Origin of the sequence: Roseovarius confluentis, from assembly GCF_002917925.1 — a bacterium.
In the GTDB taxonomy this organism is placed as follows: domain Bacteria; phylum Pseudomonadota; class Alphaproteobacteria; order Rhodobacterales; family Rhodobacteraceae; genus Roseovarius; species Roseovarius confluentis.
Genome location: NZ_PPFE01000001.1, coordinates 119,178 through 134,601, shown reverse-complemented (window position 1 = coordinate 134,601; position 15,424 = coordinate 119,178). Strand labels below are relative to the sequence as shown.

The following is a 15,424-nucleotide window of genomic DNA, read 5'->3' as shown; positions in this document are numbered from 1 at the left end:
CACCTGCCCGAACTCGACTTTCAAGGGAAGAAAGGACAGGTTATGGGCGAAAGGCAAATGAAATTCGGAAGATAGACAGATGAAAGATGTAGCAGCCCCCCGTGCGAACGGTGGAAAATTCATCGACCCGAAGGTCACTGCGGATGGTGAACCGAGGGCGCATGTCGCGCTGAGCAAGCCACAGACGCTTTGGTTCAATACCGGGACGCTGTGTAACATCACCTGCGCGAATTGCTATATCGAAAGTTCTCCGGAAAACGACAGTCTTGTCTATATCACCACGGCCGAGGTTGAAGACTACCTTGATCAACTGGACACGCGCGCCTGGCCTGTCGGCGAGATCGGGTTCACCGGCGGTGAGCCCTTCATGAACCCACAAATGGTCGAGATGACCCGCGCCTGCCTGTCGCGTGGCTACGAAGTTCTTATTCTGACGAATGCAATGCGCCCCATGATGCGCAGGCACGTACAGGACGGCCTTAGAGCGCTGCACGAAGAGTTTGGTGAAAAGCTGACCCTGCGCATCTCGGTCGATCATCACTCCGAGTCGCTGCACGACGAGGAGCGTGGCAAGGGCAGCTTTGCCCGGACGCTGGAAGGAATGCACTGGCTTCGAGAAACTGGGATCCGTATGGCCGTAGCGGGCCGGAGCCTTTGGAACGACAGCGAGGCCGAATCCCGCGCGGGTTATCAGGCGTTTTTCGACGCGCATGGGTTCGACATCGACGCACACGACCCTGCAACGACTGTTCTGTTCCCGGAAATGGACGAACGCGTCGAGGTTCCCGAAATCACCACCGGCTGCTGGAACATCCTCGGGAAATCGCCGGACAGCGTGATGTGCGCGTCTTCCAGAATGGTCGTCAAGCGCAAGGGCGCGGAGCGGCCCGCCGTGCTGGCCTGCACCCTTCTGCCTTATGACGCGGAGTTCGAACTGGGCGAAACACTGGCGGAGGCCGAGGGCGACGTGGCACTGAACCACCCCCATTGCGCCAAGTTCTGCGTGCTGGGGGGCGCCAGTTGCACGGGCTGACCAGAGCTCGGGCCTCCTGCCCTTTTGCAAATCTCCAGAGTTGCGTGGTCATTCTGGATATCAGGCGGCGATGCGTCGCTTGCCCCGCCCGGCGACAGGGCTCATATCTGTAGAATGATCAAGTTCACCCCGATCCTTCTGGCAGTCCTCTATGCCGTGGTCATGTACCGCTTCTCGGTCTGGCGCACCAAGCGAGAACTGGACGCACGTTCGACCGAACTGGCGGATCCGAAGCTGACGCCGCTCTTCACGCGGCTGGCCAAGGCGCTCGACCTGCCGCGGATCAAGGTGCACATCTACGAGATCGATCCGGTCAATGGGTTGGCCGCGCCGGACGGGCGGATCTTCATCACGCGGGGCTTTTACCGCAAGTTTCTTTCCGGAGAGGTCTCGGCAGAAGAGATGACAAGCGTCATTGCGCATGAGCTGGGCCACGTGGCGCTTGGTCATTCGCGCCGCCGGATGATCGATTTTTCGGGTCAGAACGCACTGCGTACCGCGCTGGCGATGGTTCTGTCGCGGTTTTTGCCCGGTATTGGCGTCTGGGTCGCCAATGGCATGGCTTCGTTGCTTGCGGCACGGCTTTCGCGCGGCGACGAGTACGAGGCCGATGAATACGCCGCCGCCTTGCTGACAAAGGCGGGAATCGGCACCGCGCCGCAGAAGTCCCTGTTTGAAAAGCTGGAGGCCCTGACCCAGTCGCGTGCGGGCGCCATGCCGGCCTGGCTGATGAGCCATCCCAAGACGACTGAGCGGATTGCCGCGATCGAAAAGCTTGAAACGCGCTGGAACGGCTTGCCCGAGACACGGGACTAGTGGCCGGCGACGCCGCGGGATTCAGGCAAAGGCCAAAGCTTTACCCAAACGCGGCAACCGCGCTTTCTTCATCAGGCGTCTGATGTCCCAGTCTTCGCCGCTGAGGCGCCGTGCGTCGGCCAGCACCGCCCCGCCGATTTCCTGCATCAATTCCGGCGTTGCTTCGAAAACGCCGAGCAGGAAGGTATCGGGATCGGCCCGGTTTACGCCTTCCTCGGCTAGGATGTTGCGTGGAAAATCCTTGGCGTTGACCGTCAGGATCAGGTCGGCGGAGCCGGCGATGGCGGCCGCCAGCACATGGATATCCGCAGGGTCCGGCAGCCATAGCCGGGCTTCCAGCGACGGCGGCCAGGACACCTGCGCGTCGGGCCACTCGACAGCCAGCATCGCCGCCTCGGCCTGGGCCTGCGCCATGCCACCGGGGCCAAGCTTGACAACCGCGCGTTGCCACTCCTCGATGATGCGGGCAGACCAGAGCGGTTTGAAAACGCCCCGTTTCGCGGCGCCAAGCAGCGTCTGGCGCATCACGGTAGGGTAGATCACGCAGGTGTCGAGAACCGCCTTCATAACCGGAAGAAGAACGCCTTGAGATACCCGCTTTCGGCCAGTTGCGGATGCAGGGGATGGTCCGGACCCGCAAAGCCGGTATGGATGAGCGCACCCTCGCGCCCGGCCCGGCCGATGCCCCGAGTGCAAGCCGTGCGAAACTTGTCGAGTGTCGCGGCATGAGAACAGGAGCAGAGCCCCAAGTACCCGCCTGCCGCCACCAACGGGGCCGCCAGCCGCGCGACCCGCTCATAGGCGCGCAGGCCCTTTTCCAGCGCCTGCTTGTTCGGGGCAAAGGCCGGTGGATCACAGATGACCACGTCAAACCGTTCGCCCTGTTCGGCGAGGGCCGTCATCACGTCGAAGGCGTCGCCCCGCCGTGTGGCGAAGCTTTCCGAAAGCCCCATACGCGCGGCCCCGTCCCGGGCCAGATCAAGTGCCGGTTGGGAGCCATCGACTGCAAGCGCCCCGGACGCACCGGCCGCAAGCGCAGCGAGGGAAAAGCCGCCCACGTGGCTGAACACGTCGAGCACGCGACTGCCCTGTGCGAGTGTCGCGGCAAAGGCGTGATTAGGTCGCTGGTCGTAGAACAGCCCCGTCTTCTGCCCGCCAATGACGTCAGCCATGTAGGTGGCTCCGTTCATCTGCACCGGTAAAGGACTGTCGGGCAAGTCGCCCACAAGAGCCAGCGTAGCGTCATCAAGGCCTTCCAGCGCGCGGGCACGCCCAGACGCGTTCTTGATCACGCATGTAACGCCGGTAAAGTCGACCAGAGCCGCCGCGATCTGCGGTAGCAGCACATCGGCCCACGCCGCGTTGGGCTGTATGACGGCGACGGAGTCGAAGCGATCTATGATGACACCGGGCAGACCATCCGCCTCGGCATGCACCAACCGGTAGAAAGGCGCGTTGAACAACCGGTCGCGCATCTCGAAGGCGAGGCGCAGTCTGGTTTCCAGCCAGGATTGATCAATCCGGGCGTTCGGATCACGGTCCAACACCCGTGCCATGATGCGGGACTTGGGATTGACCGCGACCGTGGCCAGCGGTGTTCGCTCGGCGTCTTCCAGGACCGCCACAGTGCCGGGCGCCAGTGCTTTGGTCCGGCGGTCGGTCACGAGCTCATTATCGAAGACCCAAGGAAACCCGTGCCGGATGGCGCGGGCCTGCACTTTGGGTTTCAGACGTATGGAAGGCAAAGAGGACGGCGTCATGCCGTCCCCTTAAGCCGTTTCAGTTTTCGTTGGAAGCACCGAGTTGATTCAGCGCACCCATCAAGCCCAGGTTTGCCGCCTGGTAACCCTCGGGGCTCGTCAGCTGGCGCTGGATCACCGAGGCAAGGTGATTGGTGATCCGATATTTCTGGGTGATGCCCTGCTGCTCCGCCTTGATTGCCGCTTGCCCTCCAAGCGCCTTGAAGTCGGCCTTTACGAATTGCGGCTTGCCATATGCGACGCCGGTCTCGGGATTGCGTAGAAGCATGTGGAATTGCAGGGCATGAACGCCGCCAACAGTATAACGCGCCTTTTCGGTCAGTGCGTGAAAGCGCGTGACCTGGATATCCAGGACCGCCGGTACATGGCCGGGTTGCATGGCGTTGACGCCCTGCTGCATCGCCGCCTCGAAGATCGCCTTGACCTGTGCGTGCCGGTCGCCCGCAGGGTCTTCGCGCCAGACGATGTCACCGCCCGGAAGGTAGCGGTTGGCTTCGGAAACCCTGAGAGACTTCGGAACGTTGACGCGGATTTCCTGGACTGCATAGGCTGGCGCAGCCACGGCGACCGAAGGAGTCTCAAGCGAGGCATTCCGTGTTGCCGTCTCGGGTGTGGAGCAGCCCGCGACGGACAGTCCCACGATGAGTGCTGCGATAGCTTGACGGGTCTTCATGTCATCCTCCTAGCGCGATTTCAGCGCATTGGTTGGAGACATTTTGTCGAGTAATTGAGGCGAGTTTTCGGCGGTCTCGGTACTTAATCAAGATTCCGCAAGGCCGGAAAACGCGACCATGGAGCGTCAGCGTCCACGCCCGCGCCAGCCGCCGCGGCGCTTTGGCGCCTCAGTCGATTTCAGGCCTTCATTCAAAACGGCGGTCATCGGGTGGTCCGGGTGTTGCGTGCCGTGGCGCTCGATTAGGCCCTCAAGCAGCACTTTCATATCGCCATCGCCGTCAATCGAAAGCGCCCAGTCCAGAAAGATCGAGCGGCATTCGCCAGGCGTAATGCCCTCAATATTGTAGGACTCCCGGATCAACCCCTTTGGGTCTAACACGTCAGCCATCTTCGGTTCCTCGCTTCAATGCAGCATCAATCACTATGGCGGCGTCTGCCGTACGCCGTTGCAGTTCTTCGCGCAGGTCAGCCATATTTTCCTGCGCGGTCTGCCGCAGGACGAAAGCCTTTGCCCCGGCGCCAAGCACATCTTCGTCGATGGGTTTATCGCCCAGCAGGCGCGCCGCCTGCGTCACTTTCCAGCAAAGCGCGTAAGCAGCGCCGAGCGCAATTTCTTCTGCGTCAGTTAACCAACCGGCGGCGACACCGGCGGCCAATCCAGCCTCGACACTGCGTTCGGGCCGTCCGGCAAGCAGGCATCCAGCCTGTGCCACTAGCTCGATCTCCTGCATCCTCCCGTCGCCCAGCTTGGTGTCCCAAGGACCGCCGGACGCTTTGGCGGACTTGATGCGCGCTCGCATCTGCGCCACTTCCCTCAGAACGATTGCGGCATCCCCTTTTTGCTGCAACAACTCACAGAGGAATGCCTCGACATCTTCCGCCAGCGCGTCGGGACCGGCCACGACATGGGCGCGCGTCAGCGCCAGATGCTCCCAGACCCAGGCTTGCTCTTGCTGGTAGGTCTGAAACGAGGCCCAGCTGGTGGCGACCGGCCCCTGATTGCCCGAGGGACGCAAGCGCATGTCCACCTCGTACAGCCGGCCTTCGGACATAGGCGCCGTCACGGCAGTGATCAACGCTTGGGTCAGGCGCGCATAGTAGGGCCGTGTTGCCAGCGGCCTGCGCCCATCGGAGCCTTCGACCCCTTCGGAATCGTAGATCACGATCAGGTCGAGATCAGAACCCGCGTTGAGTTTGCCCGCCCCCAGAGAGCCCATCCCCAAAACCACGGCCCCGCGCCCGGGTGGCGGGCCGTGCTTTTCGGCGAACTGGGCGCAGACCACGCTCCAAAGTTCAGCGAGGATCACCTGCGCGAGATCGGCATACTGCGCACCGGCCTTGTCGGCGTCGATCAGGCCGCGCAGGAGGTGGACCCCGGTGCGGAAATGCCACTCCTTCAGCCAGCGGCGGGCCGCGTCCAGCTTGCGCTCGTAATCGTCTTCGCGGTCCAGCCGCGCCGCAAGTTCACGGCGCAGATGTGCCCTGTCTGGCCAAGGTGCGAAGAAATCCCCTGCGATCACCGCGTCGAACACGCCCGCATGGCGCGACAGGTAGCTGGCCAGCGCTGGTGACACACCCGCGATATCGACCATCAGGTCGATCAACTGGGGGTTGGCCTCGAACAATGCGAAAACCTGAACGCCCGCAGGCAGACCAGCCAGGAAGCCGTCGAACGCCACCAACGCCTCCTGCGGGTTGGACGACCGATTGAGACGTTCGAGGATCTCCGGCTTCAGCCGGTCGAAGATCGTGTTCGCGCGCTCGCTGCGAAGGGCCGGATAACCTCGCCAACGGGCGATAATATCCTCGTCCAGACCGTCGACCGCGACCGGCTTCTCGGCGCCGCTTTCGGGAGCAAAGAACCCCTCAATCAGATCGTGCACCTGTTGCAGCCGTCCGGTCAACTCGTCGCGAAAATCGGCCAAGTCGCGGTCGCAGAGCGCCGCGAGCCGCGCCCAGCCCTCAGGTTGCTCTGGCAGGACCTGCGTCTGCGCGTCGCGCACCATCTGAAGGCGGTGCTCAATCTCCCGATGCGCCCGGTAATGCTCGGACAGTGTCTCTGCCGCGTTCTCGGGAACCCAATTCTTGTCCGCCAGCCGCTCCAGTCCAACGACTGTGCCGCGGACCCGCAGGTCCGGGTCACGACCGCCAGATATCAACTGGCGGGTCTGGGTGAAGAACTCGATCTCTCGAATACCGCCCCGACCCAGCTTCATGTTGTGACCGTCGAGCCGGATGGGACCGTGAAGGCCCTTATGCTCGCGGATGCGTAGACGCATGTTATGCGCGTCCTCGATGGCGGCGAAATCTAGGTGCTTGCGCCAGACGAAGGGACGCAGCGTATCGAGGAACCGCGTGCCGGCCGAGATGTCGCCCGCCGCGGGACGCGCCTTGATGTAGGCCGCGCGCTCCCATGTCCGCCCAAGGCTTTCGTAATAGGTTTCGGCAGCGCCCATTGCCATGCAAACTGGTGTTACGTTGGGGTCGGGGCGCAGGCGCAGGTCGGTGCGGAAGACGTAGCCGTCGGCAGTCCGGTCGTTCAGCGTCGCAGCCATGCGGCGGGTCGCCCGCACGAAGCCGGCCCGCGCCTCGTGATAGCTGTCGCCATCGAACCGTTCTTCGTCGAAAAGACATATGAGGTCGATGTCGGAGCTGTAGTTGAGCTCGTGCGCGCCCATCTTGCCCATTGCCAGAACGACCATCCCGGCGGCCTCTTCCAGCGCATTCTCGTCCTGACCCGGTATCTTGCCGCGCCGCAACTCGGGCAGCAAAGCCGCGCGCAGCGCCTGGGCCACGGCAAGGTCCGCGAACCGCGTCAGGGCGCCGGTCACCTGTTCCAGCGTCCAGACCCCGGCAAGATCGGCCAGCGCGATCATCAGCGCGACCCTGCCCTTGGCCCGGCGAAGGCACGGTCCCACCTCGTCCATGGGAAACTCCGCAACCTCCTCCATCAGGGCGTCGAAGACGGCCTCGGGGTCGTCGAAGACTTCCGGCAACCATTCGCGCTCCTTGATACAGAGAGCTTGCAGAAACGGGCTGCATCCCGCTGCGCCTTCGACCAGTGCCGCGAGCTCGGACGGCAGGTTCGGAACTGCATCGCGCGCCTCCAGGCCGGGATCGGCTTCGAAGGGGCGCGGGCAACGTGTCATGCGGTCGGAAAAGCTCATGGATGCAGTGATACACCCTTGGCAGGTCCGGTCAACGACCCGCTTGCCGATGAAAACAACAAGTGGGAACGTCGAGAATGGCGCACAGATCGCGCCATGTGAAAATAATTTACATTACCCCTTGCACGCGTTGCGCCTGTTTCCCATCTCTTCAATGTAAATGCAATTCACATACTGCCCTTACACAACGTTCGAAAGGACCCAAGGATGAGCACATATACCTACAATTCACCCCATAGCGGCATAACCAGTTGGTTCGTCCGCTCAGAGGCATGGCTTGACGAGAAAGGCAAAGCTGCTTGGATCGCGGTTCTCGTGGTTTCGTTGATCGTCTTTTGGCCCGTTGGCCTCATGCTGTTGGCCTACATGATCTGGAACAACAAGATGTCCTGCCCGTCCGGTCGGACCTCTCGTCGCAGGGTGTCACGCCCGATGAACGGGTCCTCCGGAAACAGCACCTTCGATGCCTACCGCGACGAGACCCTGCGCAGGCTGGAAGAAGAGCAGCAGAACTTCGAGGCATTTCTCGAACGGTTGCGGGCCGCCCGCGACAAGGCGGAATTCGATCAGTTCATGGAAGACCGCGCCCGAAAGGCAGAGTCCGGTGACGATACCGAAGATCAAGGCGACGAAGAACAAGAGCGTGGTGCCGCGCCCGCCAGCTGACCCACCGAAATCCCGTGCCCCCGGCGCCGAGACCCTTCAAGGCGCTTGGGGCGAACCTATATGATACGGATGAGTGATACGACCTGGCATATCCCCGACCCCGACAGTCAGCCCGACTTCTACGCAGACGTCCCGTTAAAGCGATTTTTGGCATGGCTTGTGGACAGCGTGCTGATACTGGGCTTCTGCGTGCTGGTGCTGCCGTTCACGGCCTTTACCGGTCTGTTCTTTCTGCCGGTCCTGTTTCTTTCCATCGGCCTGATCTACCGCACGGCCACCATAGCGCAAGGATCAGCAACTTGGGGTATGCGCCTTTTCGCGGTCGAGTTCCGAACGGCATCCGGGCACCGCTTCGACGGCTTGATGGCGTTCTTGCATTCGATGGGGTTCACGTTTTCCTGTGCCATACCCCTGGTGCAGCTTGCCTCGGTCCTGTTGATGCTAACGGGGTCGCGGGGTCAGGGCCTGACCGACCTTGTCCTTGGAACCGTTGCGATAAACCGACGAGCGGCTTCCTGACGCCGCGCCGACGGCGCCGGATTTGACCTCTTGGCGCAGCGTCACATCGTTGTTATCGTCGGTTCCGAAAGTTGCGAATTCTGCCATGCGTCACACTCTTCCCATCGCGCCCCAGTTCTATGTGACGGCGCCCCAGCCCTGCCCGTATCTCGAAGGCCGGATGGAGCGGAAATTGTTTACGGCCTTGCAGGGTGACGGAGCGCAACGTCTCAATGACACGCTTTCAAAACAAGGCTTTCGTCGGTCGCAAAACGTGCTCTATCGCCCGTCTTGCGCGGACTGTGCCGCCTGTCTGTCGGCACGGGTGAATGTCGAGAATTTCACTGCGTCGCGCAGCCAACGCCGCACCATCAAGCGCAACCAGCGGCTCGAGCGCCGCGCCACGTCACCCTGGGCCACGGAGGAGCAGTATGCTCTGTTTCGAGAATATCTCGAGGACCGGCACGCGAATGGCGGCATGGCTGACATGGATACGTTCGAGTTCGCCGCGATGATCGAGGAAACGCCAATTCGCACGCGCGTCGTGGAATACGCCGACCAGGAAACAGGCGACCTGGTCGCGGTGTGCCTGACCGACGTGTTCGATGACGGTGTCAGCATGGTCTATTCCTTTTACGATCCGAACCGACCGCGCGACAGTCTCGGCACCTATATAATCCTCGATCACATCGAAATCGCCCGCGAGGCCGGCCTACCCTATGTCTACCTTGGATACTGGGTGCCAGGCAGTGCGAAGATGGGGTACAAGGCCGCGTTTTCCGGGCTGGAGGTCTACTCGGGTGGCGAGTGGCAGAAGATGCATGATCCCGAGGATTTCGAAGCGCACCGACATCCACTCTCGAACGATCCGATTGCCGAGCAAGTCGCGAATATTTCGCTGCCCGACGGCAAGCCCCTGCGCAACAAGAAGTACTGAGGCGCCAAGGGGTTCTTTCGCGTCCCGGGGACGCACGATCCGAACACGTTCACGTGTTTGACGGCTATTCGATGTCCCTGCCCTCTGGCCCTTCGCACGGTGCGTGATATCTGGTGAACTTCCCAGAAAAGCGAGGTTGCATGTCCTGTCTTAGTCGTCGCCATATTCTTGCCGGTGCCGCCGCATTTGCCGCATGGCCCGCCCGTGCCCAGCCCGCCGAATGGCGCGGCGTGGCGGATGTGGCGGGTGCGTTGGATCAATGCCATGCCGTCATGATCCACCAGCACGGCGCCGAGGTGTTTTCCGAGGCGTTTCGCGGTCCCGAGATCGGGACGCCAGTCCCGATAAAGTCGGTGTCAAAAACCGTCGTTGCGGCGCTGACAGGGGCCGCGCTGGACCGCGGCGAAATACCGACACTGCAGACCACTATCGGCCAGCTTTCCCCCGGCCTGATCCCCGCAAACGCCGAGCCGGGCGTTTCGGATATATCGGTCGAGAACCTCGTGACCATGCAAGCCGGGCTAGAGCGAACATCAGGACCGAATTACGGAGAGTGGGTCAGCAGTTCGAATTGGGTCGCCAACGCCCTGTCGCGCCCGTTCGAGACGGAACCCGGCGCGCGCATGCTATATTCGACAGGCTCGTTCCACGTGCTGGGTGCGATCCTGTCCGAAATCACCGGGCAAAGCCTTCTGCAGCAATCGCGAGAGCGGCTGGGTGCGCCGCTCGGCATCAGCATCCCGCCTTGGACCCGCGATCCGCAAGGGCGCTATCTTGGCGGCAACGAGATGTCGCTCAGCCTGCCCGCGATGATCCATTTCGGCGAGATGTACCGGCGCGGCGGCATGTGGGACGGCACGCGCGTGTTGAGCGAGGACTGGGTCAACCGGTCTTTCGATCCCGTCACACGCTCGCCATGGTCCGGGCTGCGCTATGGCTATGGCTGGTTTCTTGGACAGTCAGACGGAGATGATTTCGCCCTTGCGCGCGGATACGGCGGACAGGTGATCTGCATAGTGCCGGGACTGGGCCTGACTATCGCGATCACGTCTGATTCCACACGCCCTGCGCGCAGTGTCGGTTATTTCGGAGACCTGATGCAGCTTATCCGCGGAACCATCCTGCCGCTGGCCCGGGGTGACAGGACCTGAGCGCGGTACTGACGCCCGGTTCGCCTGTTTTCGCATCATAGGACCACGCAACGCCTGTCCACACGCGGATGTGACCACGGGCGGCTTGCCCTGATGCGGTTTGCAGGGAAAATTTGTCTCATGCGCATCATGACATTTTTCTTTTGCTGGCTTGCGGGTTCGGCTCTTGCCGAAACCCGCCAAGAGGTCGGACTGGAACTGGTCCTGCTGGCGGATGCGTCTGGGTCAATCGACGACATGGAGCTGTCCTTCCAGCGACAGGGCTACGCGACCGCGATAACGGACCCAGAGGTTTTAAAAGCCATAGAGCAATCGCTTTATGGCAATGTCGCGGTGACCTATGTCGAGTGGGCCACCAATACCGCCGTTGTCGTGCCGTGGACCGTGATCGACGGCGACGCCACCGCACAAGCCTTTGCCGACGCGCTGGACGGTCCGCCGCGCCAAGCTTATGGCAGCAACGCCATTGGTGGCGCTCTTCTTGATGCAAAGCGGTTGATCGAGTCCAACGACATCATCGCGCCCCGTGCGGTAATCGACTTTTCCGGGGACAGTATCCGTAACTCCTCGGGTCCTTCCATAGCTTCGGCCCGGGCCGAGGTTCTGGCGGCAGGGATCGTCATCAACGCCCTGCCGATCCTGCGGCCCGAAGACGGTCGCCGCGCCGGGGCGAACCTAGAGGAAGAATATGCCAAACGCATCATTGGCGGTCCCGGTGCCTTCATGGTGACGGCCGAGGGTCGGGACAGTTTCGCACGCACCGTGCGGCGCAAGCTTGTACTGGAGATCTCCGGGCGGACACCGGACCCCGACCGCGGCCGTATTGCCTTGATCCCAGCTCAGTAGGCATCGTTTCAACCCAGGTGGTTCAGAACGAATGCGGTCCGCTCAGCGACATTAGTTTTGGGCAAAGACACAATCGTGTAGCCAAGCCGGTCATATGCTTTGCACAGCCGGTGATACTCTTCGATCGCCACGTCAAAGCCGTGGCGTCGCGCGTTGTCGGATTTGTAGATCTCCGGCCAGGGCGGGGCCACGAATACCTTTTGGTGAAAGCGTTTCGCGGGCGCCATGGTGACGGCCATATCTATGCCCGCGGCATGCTCCAGCGCAACGGCAGCGTCGATCAATCCGCGATCAAAGAACACCCAGCCTGTATCGCTGGCCACGTCGGCCCGGTCCTGCAGGGCCATATCCACCGCTCGCCGGGCAAATGCGGTGGGATCGACCCAAGGTAAGGCCACGCCGCGGCCACGTGTCTCTTCCGCAACGATGCGTCGCCCGGGTTCGGGCACGGTGCTGTACCCGGTGCGGCCAAGCGCCGTCAGCAGCGTTGACTTTCCCCCACCGGAGCATCCGGACAGGATAACATGCCTTGTATTTGCTTCCTGTGTCATTTGGTGCGCTGCATTTGTCGGGAATGAAAGCGCCCGGCGATGCCCGAGCCCTTGTTATGTTGGCGATGCCGGGTCAACCGCTCAGCAGATCCGGGAAGATCGTGACGATATCCGGGAAGAACCACAGTATCGCCAGACCTACGACCTGGATTAGCACGAAAGGCGCGACACCGCGGTATATGTGCCCGGTCGTGACCTCCTTCGGCGCCACCCCCCTTAGGTAGAAGAGCGCGAAGCCGAAAGGCGGTGTCAGGAACGAGGTCTGCAGGTTCACCGCAATCATGATCGTCACCCATTTCGGATCAAAAGTTCCGCCGTAGATCACAGGCCCCACGATCGGGATCACGATGTAGATGATCTCCAGGAAGTCGAGCACGAAGCCGAGTATGAAGAGCACCAGCATCACGATCAGGAATACCTTGTATTCGTTGTCGAACGAGCGCAGGAACTGCTGGATGTAATGCTCGCCTCCGAAGGAGATCACCACGAGGTTCAGAAGCTGCGAACCGATCAGGATGGTGAACACCATGCTGGTCACCTTCGCCGTCTCGCGCACGACCGGGCTGAGTATGCCGCCGGCGAAGAGTACCCAGCAGGCGAAGAGCAGCCCGAAAAGAGCGTACAGATACGCCGCCTGAGCGACGAAAAACGCGATCCAGCTCTCGGCCGAGGCGCCCTCGACGTTGATCCGCAAGTCGAAATTGATGCCGACGATGATCGAGATGACTATCGCGAAGGTGGCGAAGATAATGATCTTGCCCGAGCGCTCGTCGTCCTTCAGCTTGCGGTAGGCGGCCAGCATGATCGCCCCGCCCGCACCCAATGCGGCGGCCGGTGTGGGGTTGGTGATGCCCCCGAGTATCGAGCCCAGTACCGCCACGATGAGAACCAGCGGCGGAAAGACCACGCGGATCAGCTCGTTCCGGGCCAATCGCGCAGCGCCATGGGCACAACCGTAAAGCGCCAGCGCAACGGGGATCGCCAAGATCGCGAAGGTCGCGCCCGCACTCCATTGCGGACCGATCAACAGGATGTCGACCAGAAGACCAAGCGTGATCCCGAGCGCCCCCACGATCAAGGGTGTTGGGCTTTCAGATGGAAGAACGCCGCGCGCAAGGGCCAGGACGAGGGAGAATATCAGCATCATAATCGCGATGCCGGTTCCAATCGGTGCCGCGTTCTCGACCTTTCGGGCCAGCATTTCGGCCTGTTCCTCCTCGGACAAGCGGACGCTTTGGGTCACGCCACCGGACTCGTCGATGGATTTTTGCTCGGCCACGGCGCGGTCCCAGGCGGCCTGTCCGTGCAGTTCGATCATCGCATCCTTGCAGTCGGGGCCGACGCTGGTGCGCAGGCTGGCGCTTTGACCCTGTTCGCTGAAGCTGTCGATGGTCGTGCTTTGGCTACCAATGATATTCATCTGCCCCAGCACCAGCATGCCGGCAACCAGCGCAACCGGGATCCCGAGAAACCATGTGAACGCCTCGCCGCGGGTGATGGCCTCTGCGTTGGTGGCACCCAGCTCGACCGCGGGGGCCCTGCTGGGGTAGACCAGAGCAAAGCCGAAGGCATAAAGCGCATAGAGCAGCGCCAGAAGGATGCCCGGCAGCAGAGCCGCCTGGAAGAGCGTGCCGACGGACACCACTGCGGGTTCCCCCAGGTAGGTCAGCGCGTCGGTGCAGCCCACCTCCTGCGCGCGCGCCTCCTGCGCGACCGAGTAGAGGTCGCCAGCAAGTGTGCCAAGAAGAACGATCACGATCGAAGGCGGAATGATCTGCCCCAGCGTGCCCGAGGCCGCAATAACGCCGGTGGCTATTTCGGGGCTGTAATTGCTGCGCAGCATGGTGGGCAGGCTGAGCAGCCCCATGGTGACCACCGTCGCGCCCACGATCCCGGTCGAGGCGGCAAGGAATGCACCGACGACGACCACCGAAACCGCGAGCCCGCCCGGCAGCGGCCCAAATACCCGCGCCATGGTTGTCAAAAGATCGTTTGCGATTTTCGACCGTTCCAGCGTGATTCCCATCAGCACGAACATCAGCACCGCCAATAGCGTTTCGATCGACTGACCGGCGAAGACGCGTTCGTTCATCCGGTTGACGATGAAGCTGACGTTGCGATCAAGCGCGGTTTCCCATCCCTGCGGAAATACTGGCTCGCCCACCCTTGGCAGGTCGGGATATCGGAAGATCGAAACGGTTTCGGGCTTTACTCCCGATCCGACGAGGGTGCGATACGCCTCGCTTCCGGTGTCGATCGCCTGGTGGATCAGCAGGCCTGCACTGTCGAGCCCCGCGATGATCGCAAAGGAAATGGCACCCGCACCGCCGATGGCAAAGGCCACCGGAAACCCGGAAAGTATGCCACCGAAGAGACATAGAAATACGATGATCAGGCCGACCTCGACGCCATCAAGTCCAAACAACATCAGTGTGTACCCTCATAGGCTTCCTCGCCTTGTCCGAGGTTATCCTTGTCGAGGTACCTGCCCTCGCTTTCCGGCCCTTCCTTGAACTCCAGATACGAGCGGTAGAAAAACGCTATGGCCTGGATAAAGACCATACCCGCGAACGCGACCATCAGGATCTTGAACAGAAAGTAGCCGTTGAACCCATTTGGGCTGAACCCGATCGTTTCCACGTTCCAGCGGACCGCACGCGCCTTCATCATAAGCCGGTCGAGCGTGTCAGACGCCGACGGCTTGGGAGTGATCAGATGCCGCCACATGAAATACCAGCCGTACATCCAGACCAGCACGGCCATCGGCGCCATGAAGATCAGGCTTCCGATCATGTCGATGATCCGCTTTGTGCGAAATTTGACGGCGGCATAGAACAGATCGACCCGCACGTGCCCGCCTTGGACGAACGTGTAGGTACAGCACAGGGCGACGACGAGCGCGTTGTGAAACTTGAGCATCTCGGCCCACCAGCTGATGTCGTAGGACAACGGGATGCCAAAACCGAACGAGATGTCGGGCCGCACGAAAATCCTTTGGACGAAGACAATGATGATCTGCTGGATCACCATGATCAGGCCGGCCCAGGCAAAGATGCGCCCGGTGATGTTGGCAAACCCCTCCATCACACGCACACAGCCCCACATGAAGCCGTTGCGCCAAAGACCGATCACTGTCAGCACCAGAACGAAGGTGAACACGACAAAGAAAAATTCCACCGATCCGCCGTAATAGACGAACCGCATGATCGCTTCCTTGTCTGCCCAGTTCAGCCAGCTGGCGGGATGGGTGACGGCATAGGCCAAGTTGTAAAAGGCCAAGCCGATATTTTGGAAAAACCAGAGAAGAGCGTCCAGCATGGGTTC

At 61.6% G+C, this 15,424-nt stretch carries 15 protein-coding genes; 7 read left to right on the top strand and 8 right to left on the bottom strand.

Annotated elements, in window-relative coordinates:
* Window positions 1-79: 79 nt before the first annotated feature.
* Window positions 80-1,033 (top strand): radical SAM protein, encoded by a 954-nt coding sequence (locus tag C2I35_RS00650; RefSeq protein ID WP_103761116.1) that lies wholly within the window; start codon window positions 80-82, stop codon window positions 1,031-1,033.
* 114 nt (window positions 1,034-1,147) lie between these two features.
* Window positions 1,148-1,849 (top strand): M48 family metallopeptidase, encoded by a 702-nt coding sequence (locus C2I35_RS00645; protein WP_103761115.1) that lies wholly within the window; start codon window positions 1,148-1,150, stop codon window positions 1,847-1,849.
* 21 nt (window positions 1,850-1,870) lie between these two features.
* Here the strand turns inward: C2I35_RS00645 and C2I35_RS00640 are convergent, their stop codons facing one another.
* From C2I35_RS00640 to C2I35_RS00620, 5 genes are all read right to left on the bottom strand, one after another.
* A complete protein-coding gene (locus C2I35_RS00640) occupies window positions 1,871-2,416 on the bottom strand; it encodes an RSP_2648 family PIN domain-containing protein (protein WP_103761114.1) in 546 nt (181 codons plus the stop codon).
* Window positions 2,413-3,609 (bottom strand): RSP_2647 family RNA methyltransferase, encoded by a 1,197-nt coding sequence (locus C2I35_RS00635; protein WP_103761113.1) that lies wholly within the window; start codon window positions 3,607-3,609, stop codon window positions 2,413-2,415. Before C2I35_RS00635 ends, C2I35_RS00640 begins: the two co-directional genes overlap by 4 nt.
* A 19-nt stretch (window positions 3,610-3,628) precedes the next feature.
* Complete coding sequence (locus C2I35_RS00630; protein ID WP_103761112.1) at window positions 3,629-4,282, bottom strand: DUF6778 family protein; 654 nt, start codon at window positions 4,280-4,282, stop codon at window positions 3,629-3,631.
* 126 nt (window positions 4,283-4,408) lie between these two features.
* Window positions 4,409-4,672 carry a hypothetical protein gene (locus C2I35_RS00625; RefSeq protein ID WP_103761111.1) on the bottom strand — a complete coding sequence of 88 codons (264 nt, stop codon included), beginning with the start codon at window positions 4,670-4,672 and terminating at the stop codon, window positions 4,409-4,411.
* Window positions 4,665-7,451 (bottom strand): bifunctional [glutamate--ammonia ligase]-adenylyl-L-tyrosine phosphorylase/[glutamate--ammonia-ligase] adenylyltransferase, encoded by a 2,787-nt coding sequence (locus C2I35_RS00620; protein WP_103761110.1) that lies wholly within the window; start codon window positions 7,449-7,451, stop codon window positions 4,665-4,667. The genes C2I35_RS00625 and C2I35_RS00620 overlap by 8 nt, the downstream gene beginning before the upstream one ends.
* A 207-nt stretch (window positions 7,452-7,658) precedes the next feature.
* Here C2I35_RS00620 and C2I35_RS00615 point away from each other — a divergent pair, with 207 nt between their 5' ends.
* The 5 genes from C2I35_RS00615 (at window position 7,659) to C2I35_RS00595 (ending at window position 11,549) form a co-directional block, all read left to right on the top strand.
* On the top strand, window positions 7,659-8,117 hold the full coding sequence (locus C2I35_RS00615) for a DUF2852 domain-containing protein (RefSeq protein ID WP_103761109.1): 459 nt from the start codon (window positions 7,659-7,661) through the stop codon (window positions 8,115-8,117).
* A 69-nt stretch (window positions 8,118-8,186) separates the two neighbouring features.
* Window positions 8,187-8,636, top strand: a complete 450-nt coding sequence (locus C2I35_RS00610) for an RDD family protein (RefSeq protein ID WP_103761108.1) — start codon at window positions 8,187-8,189, stop codon at window positions 8,634-8,636.
* Window positions 8,637-8,721: 85 nt separating this feature from the next.
* Complete coding sequence (locus C2I35_RS00605) at window positions 8,722-9,552, top strand: arginyltransferase (RefSeq protein ID WP_103761107.1); 831 nt, start codon at window positions 8,722-8,724, stop codon at window positions 9,550-9,552.
* A 140-nt stretch (window positions 9,553-9,692) separates the two neighbouring features.
* Window positions 9,693-10,703, top strand: coding sequence for a serine hydrolase domain-containing protein (locus tag C2I35_RS00600; protein ID WP_103761106.1), 1,011 nt, complete (start codon window positions 9,693-9,695; stop codon window positions 10,701-10,703).
* Between the two features lie 120 nt (window positions 10,704-10,823).
* On the top strand, window positions 10,824-11,549 hold the full coding sequence (locus C2I35_RS00595) for a DUF1194 domain-containing protein (protein WP_103761105.1): 726 nt from the start codon (window positions 10,824-10,826) through the stop codon (window positions 11,547-11,549).
* Between the two features lie 8 nt (window positions 11,550-11,557).
* Here the strand turns inward: C2I35_RS00595 and C2I35_RS00590 are convergent, their stop codons facing one another.
* The 3 genes from C2I35_RS00590 to C2I35_RS00580 form a co-directional block, all read right to left on the bottom strand.
* Window positions 11,558-12,100, bottom strand: a complete 543-nt coding sequence (locus C2I35_RS00590; protein ID WP_103761104.1) for an AAA family ATPase — start codon at window positions 12,098-12,100, stop codon at window positions 11,558-11,560.
* Between the two features lie 73 nt (window positions 12,101-12,173).
* Window positions 12,174-14,528, bottom strand: coding sequence for a TRAP transporter large permease (locus C2I35_RS00585; protein WP_103761103.1), 2,355 nt, complete (start codon window positions 14,526-14,528; stop codon window positions 12,174-12,176).
* Complete coding sequence (locus C2I35_RS00580) at window positions 14,528-15,418, bottom strand: TRAP transporter small permease subunit (RefSeq protein ID WP_103761102.1); 891 nt, start codon at window positions 15,416-15,418, stop codon at window positions 14,528-14,530. The genes C2I35_RS00585 and C2I35_RS00580 overlap by 1 nt, the downstream gene beginning before the upstream one ends.
* Between the last annotated feature and the right edge of the window lie 6 nt (window positions 15,419-15,424).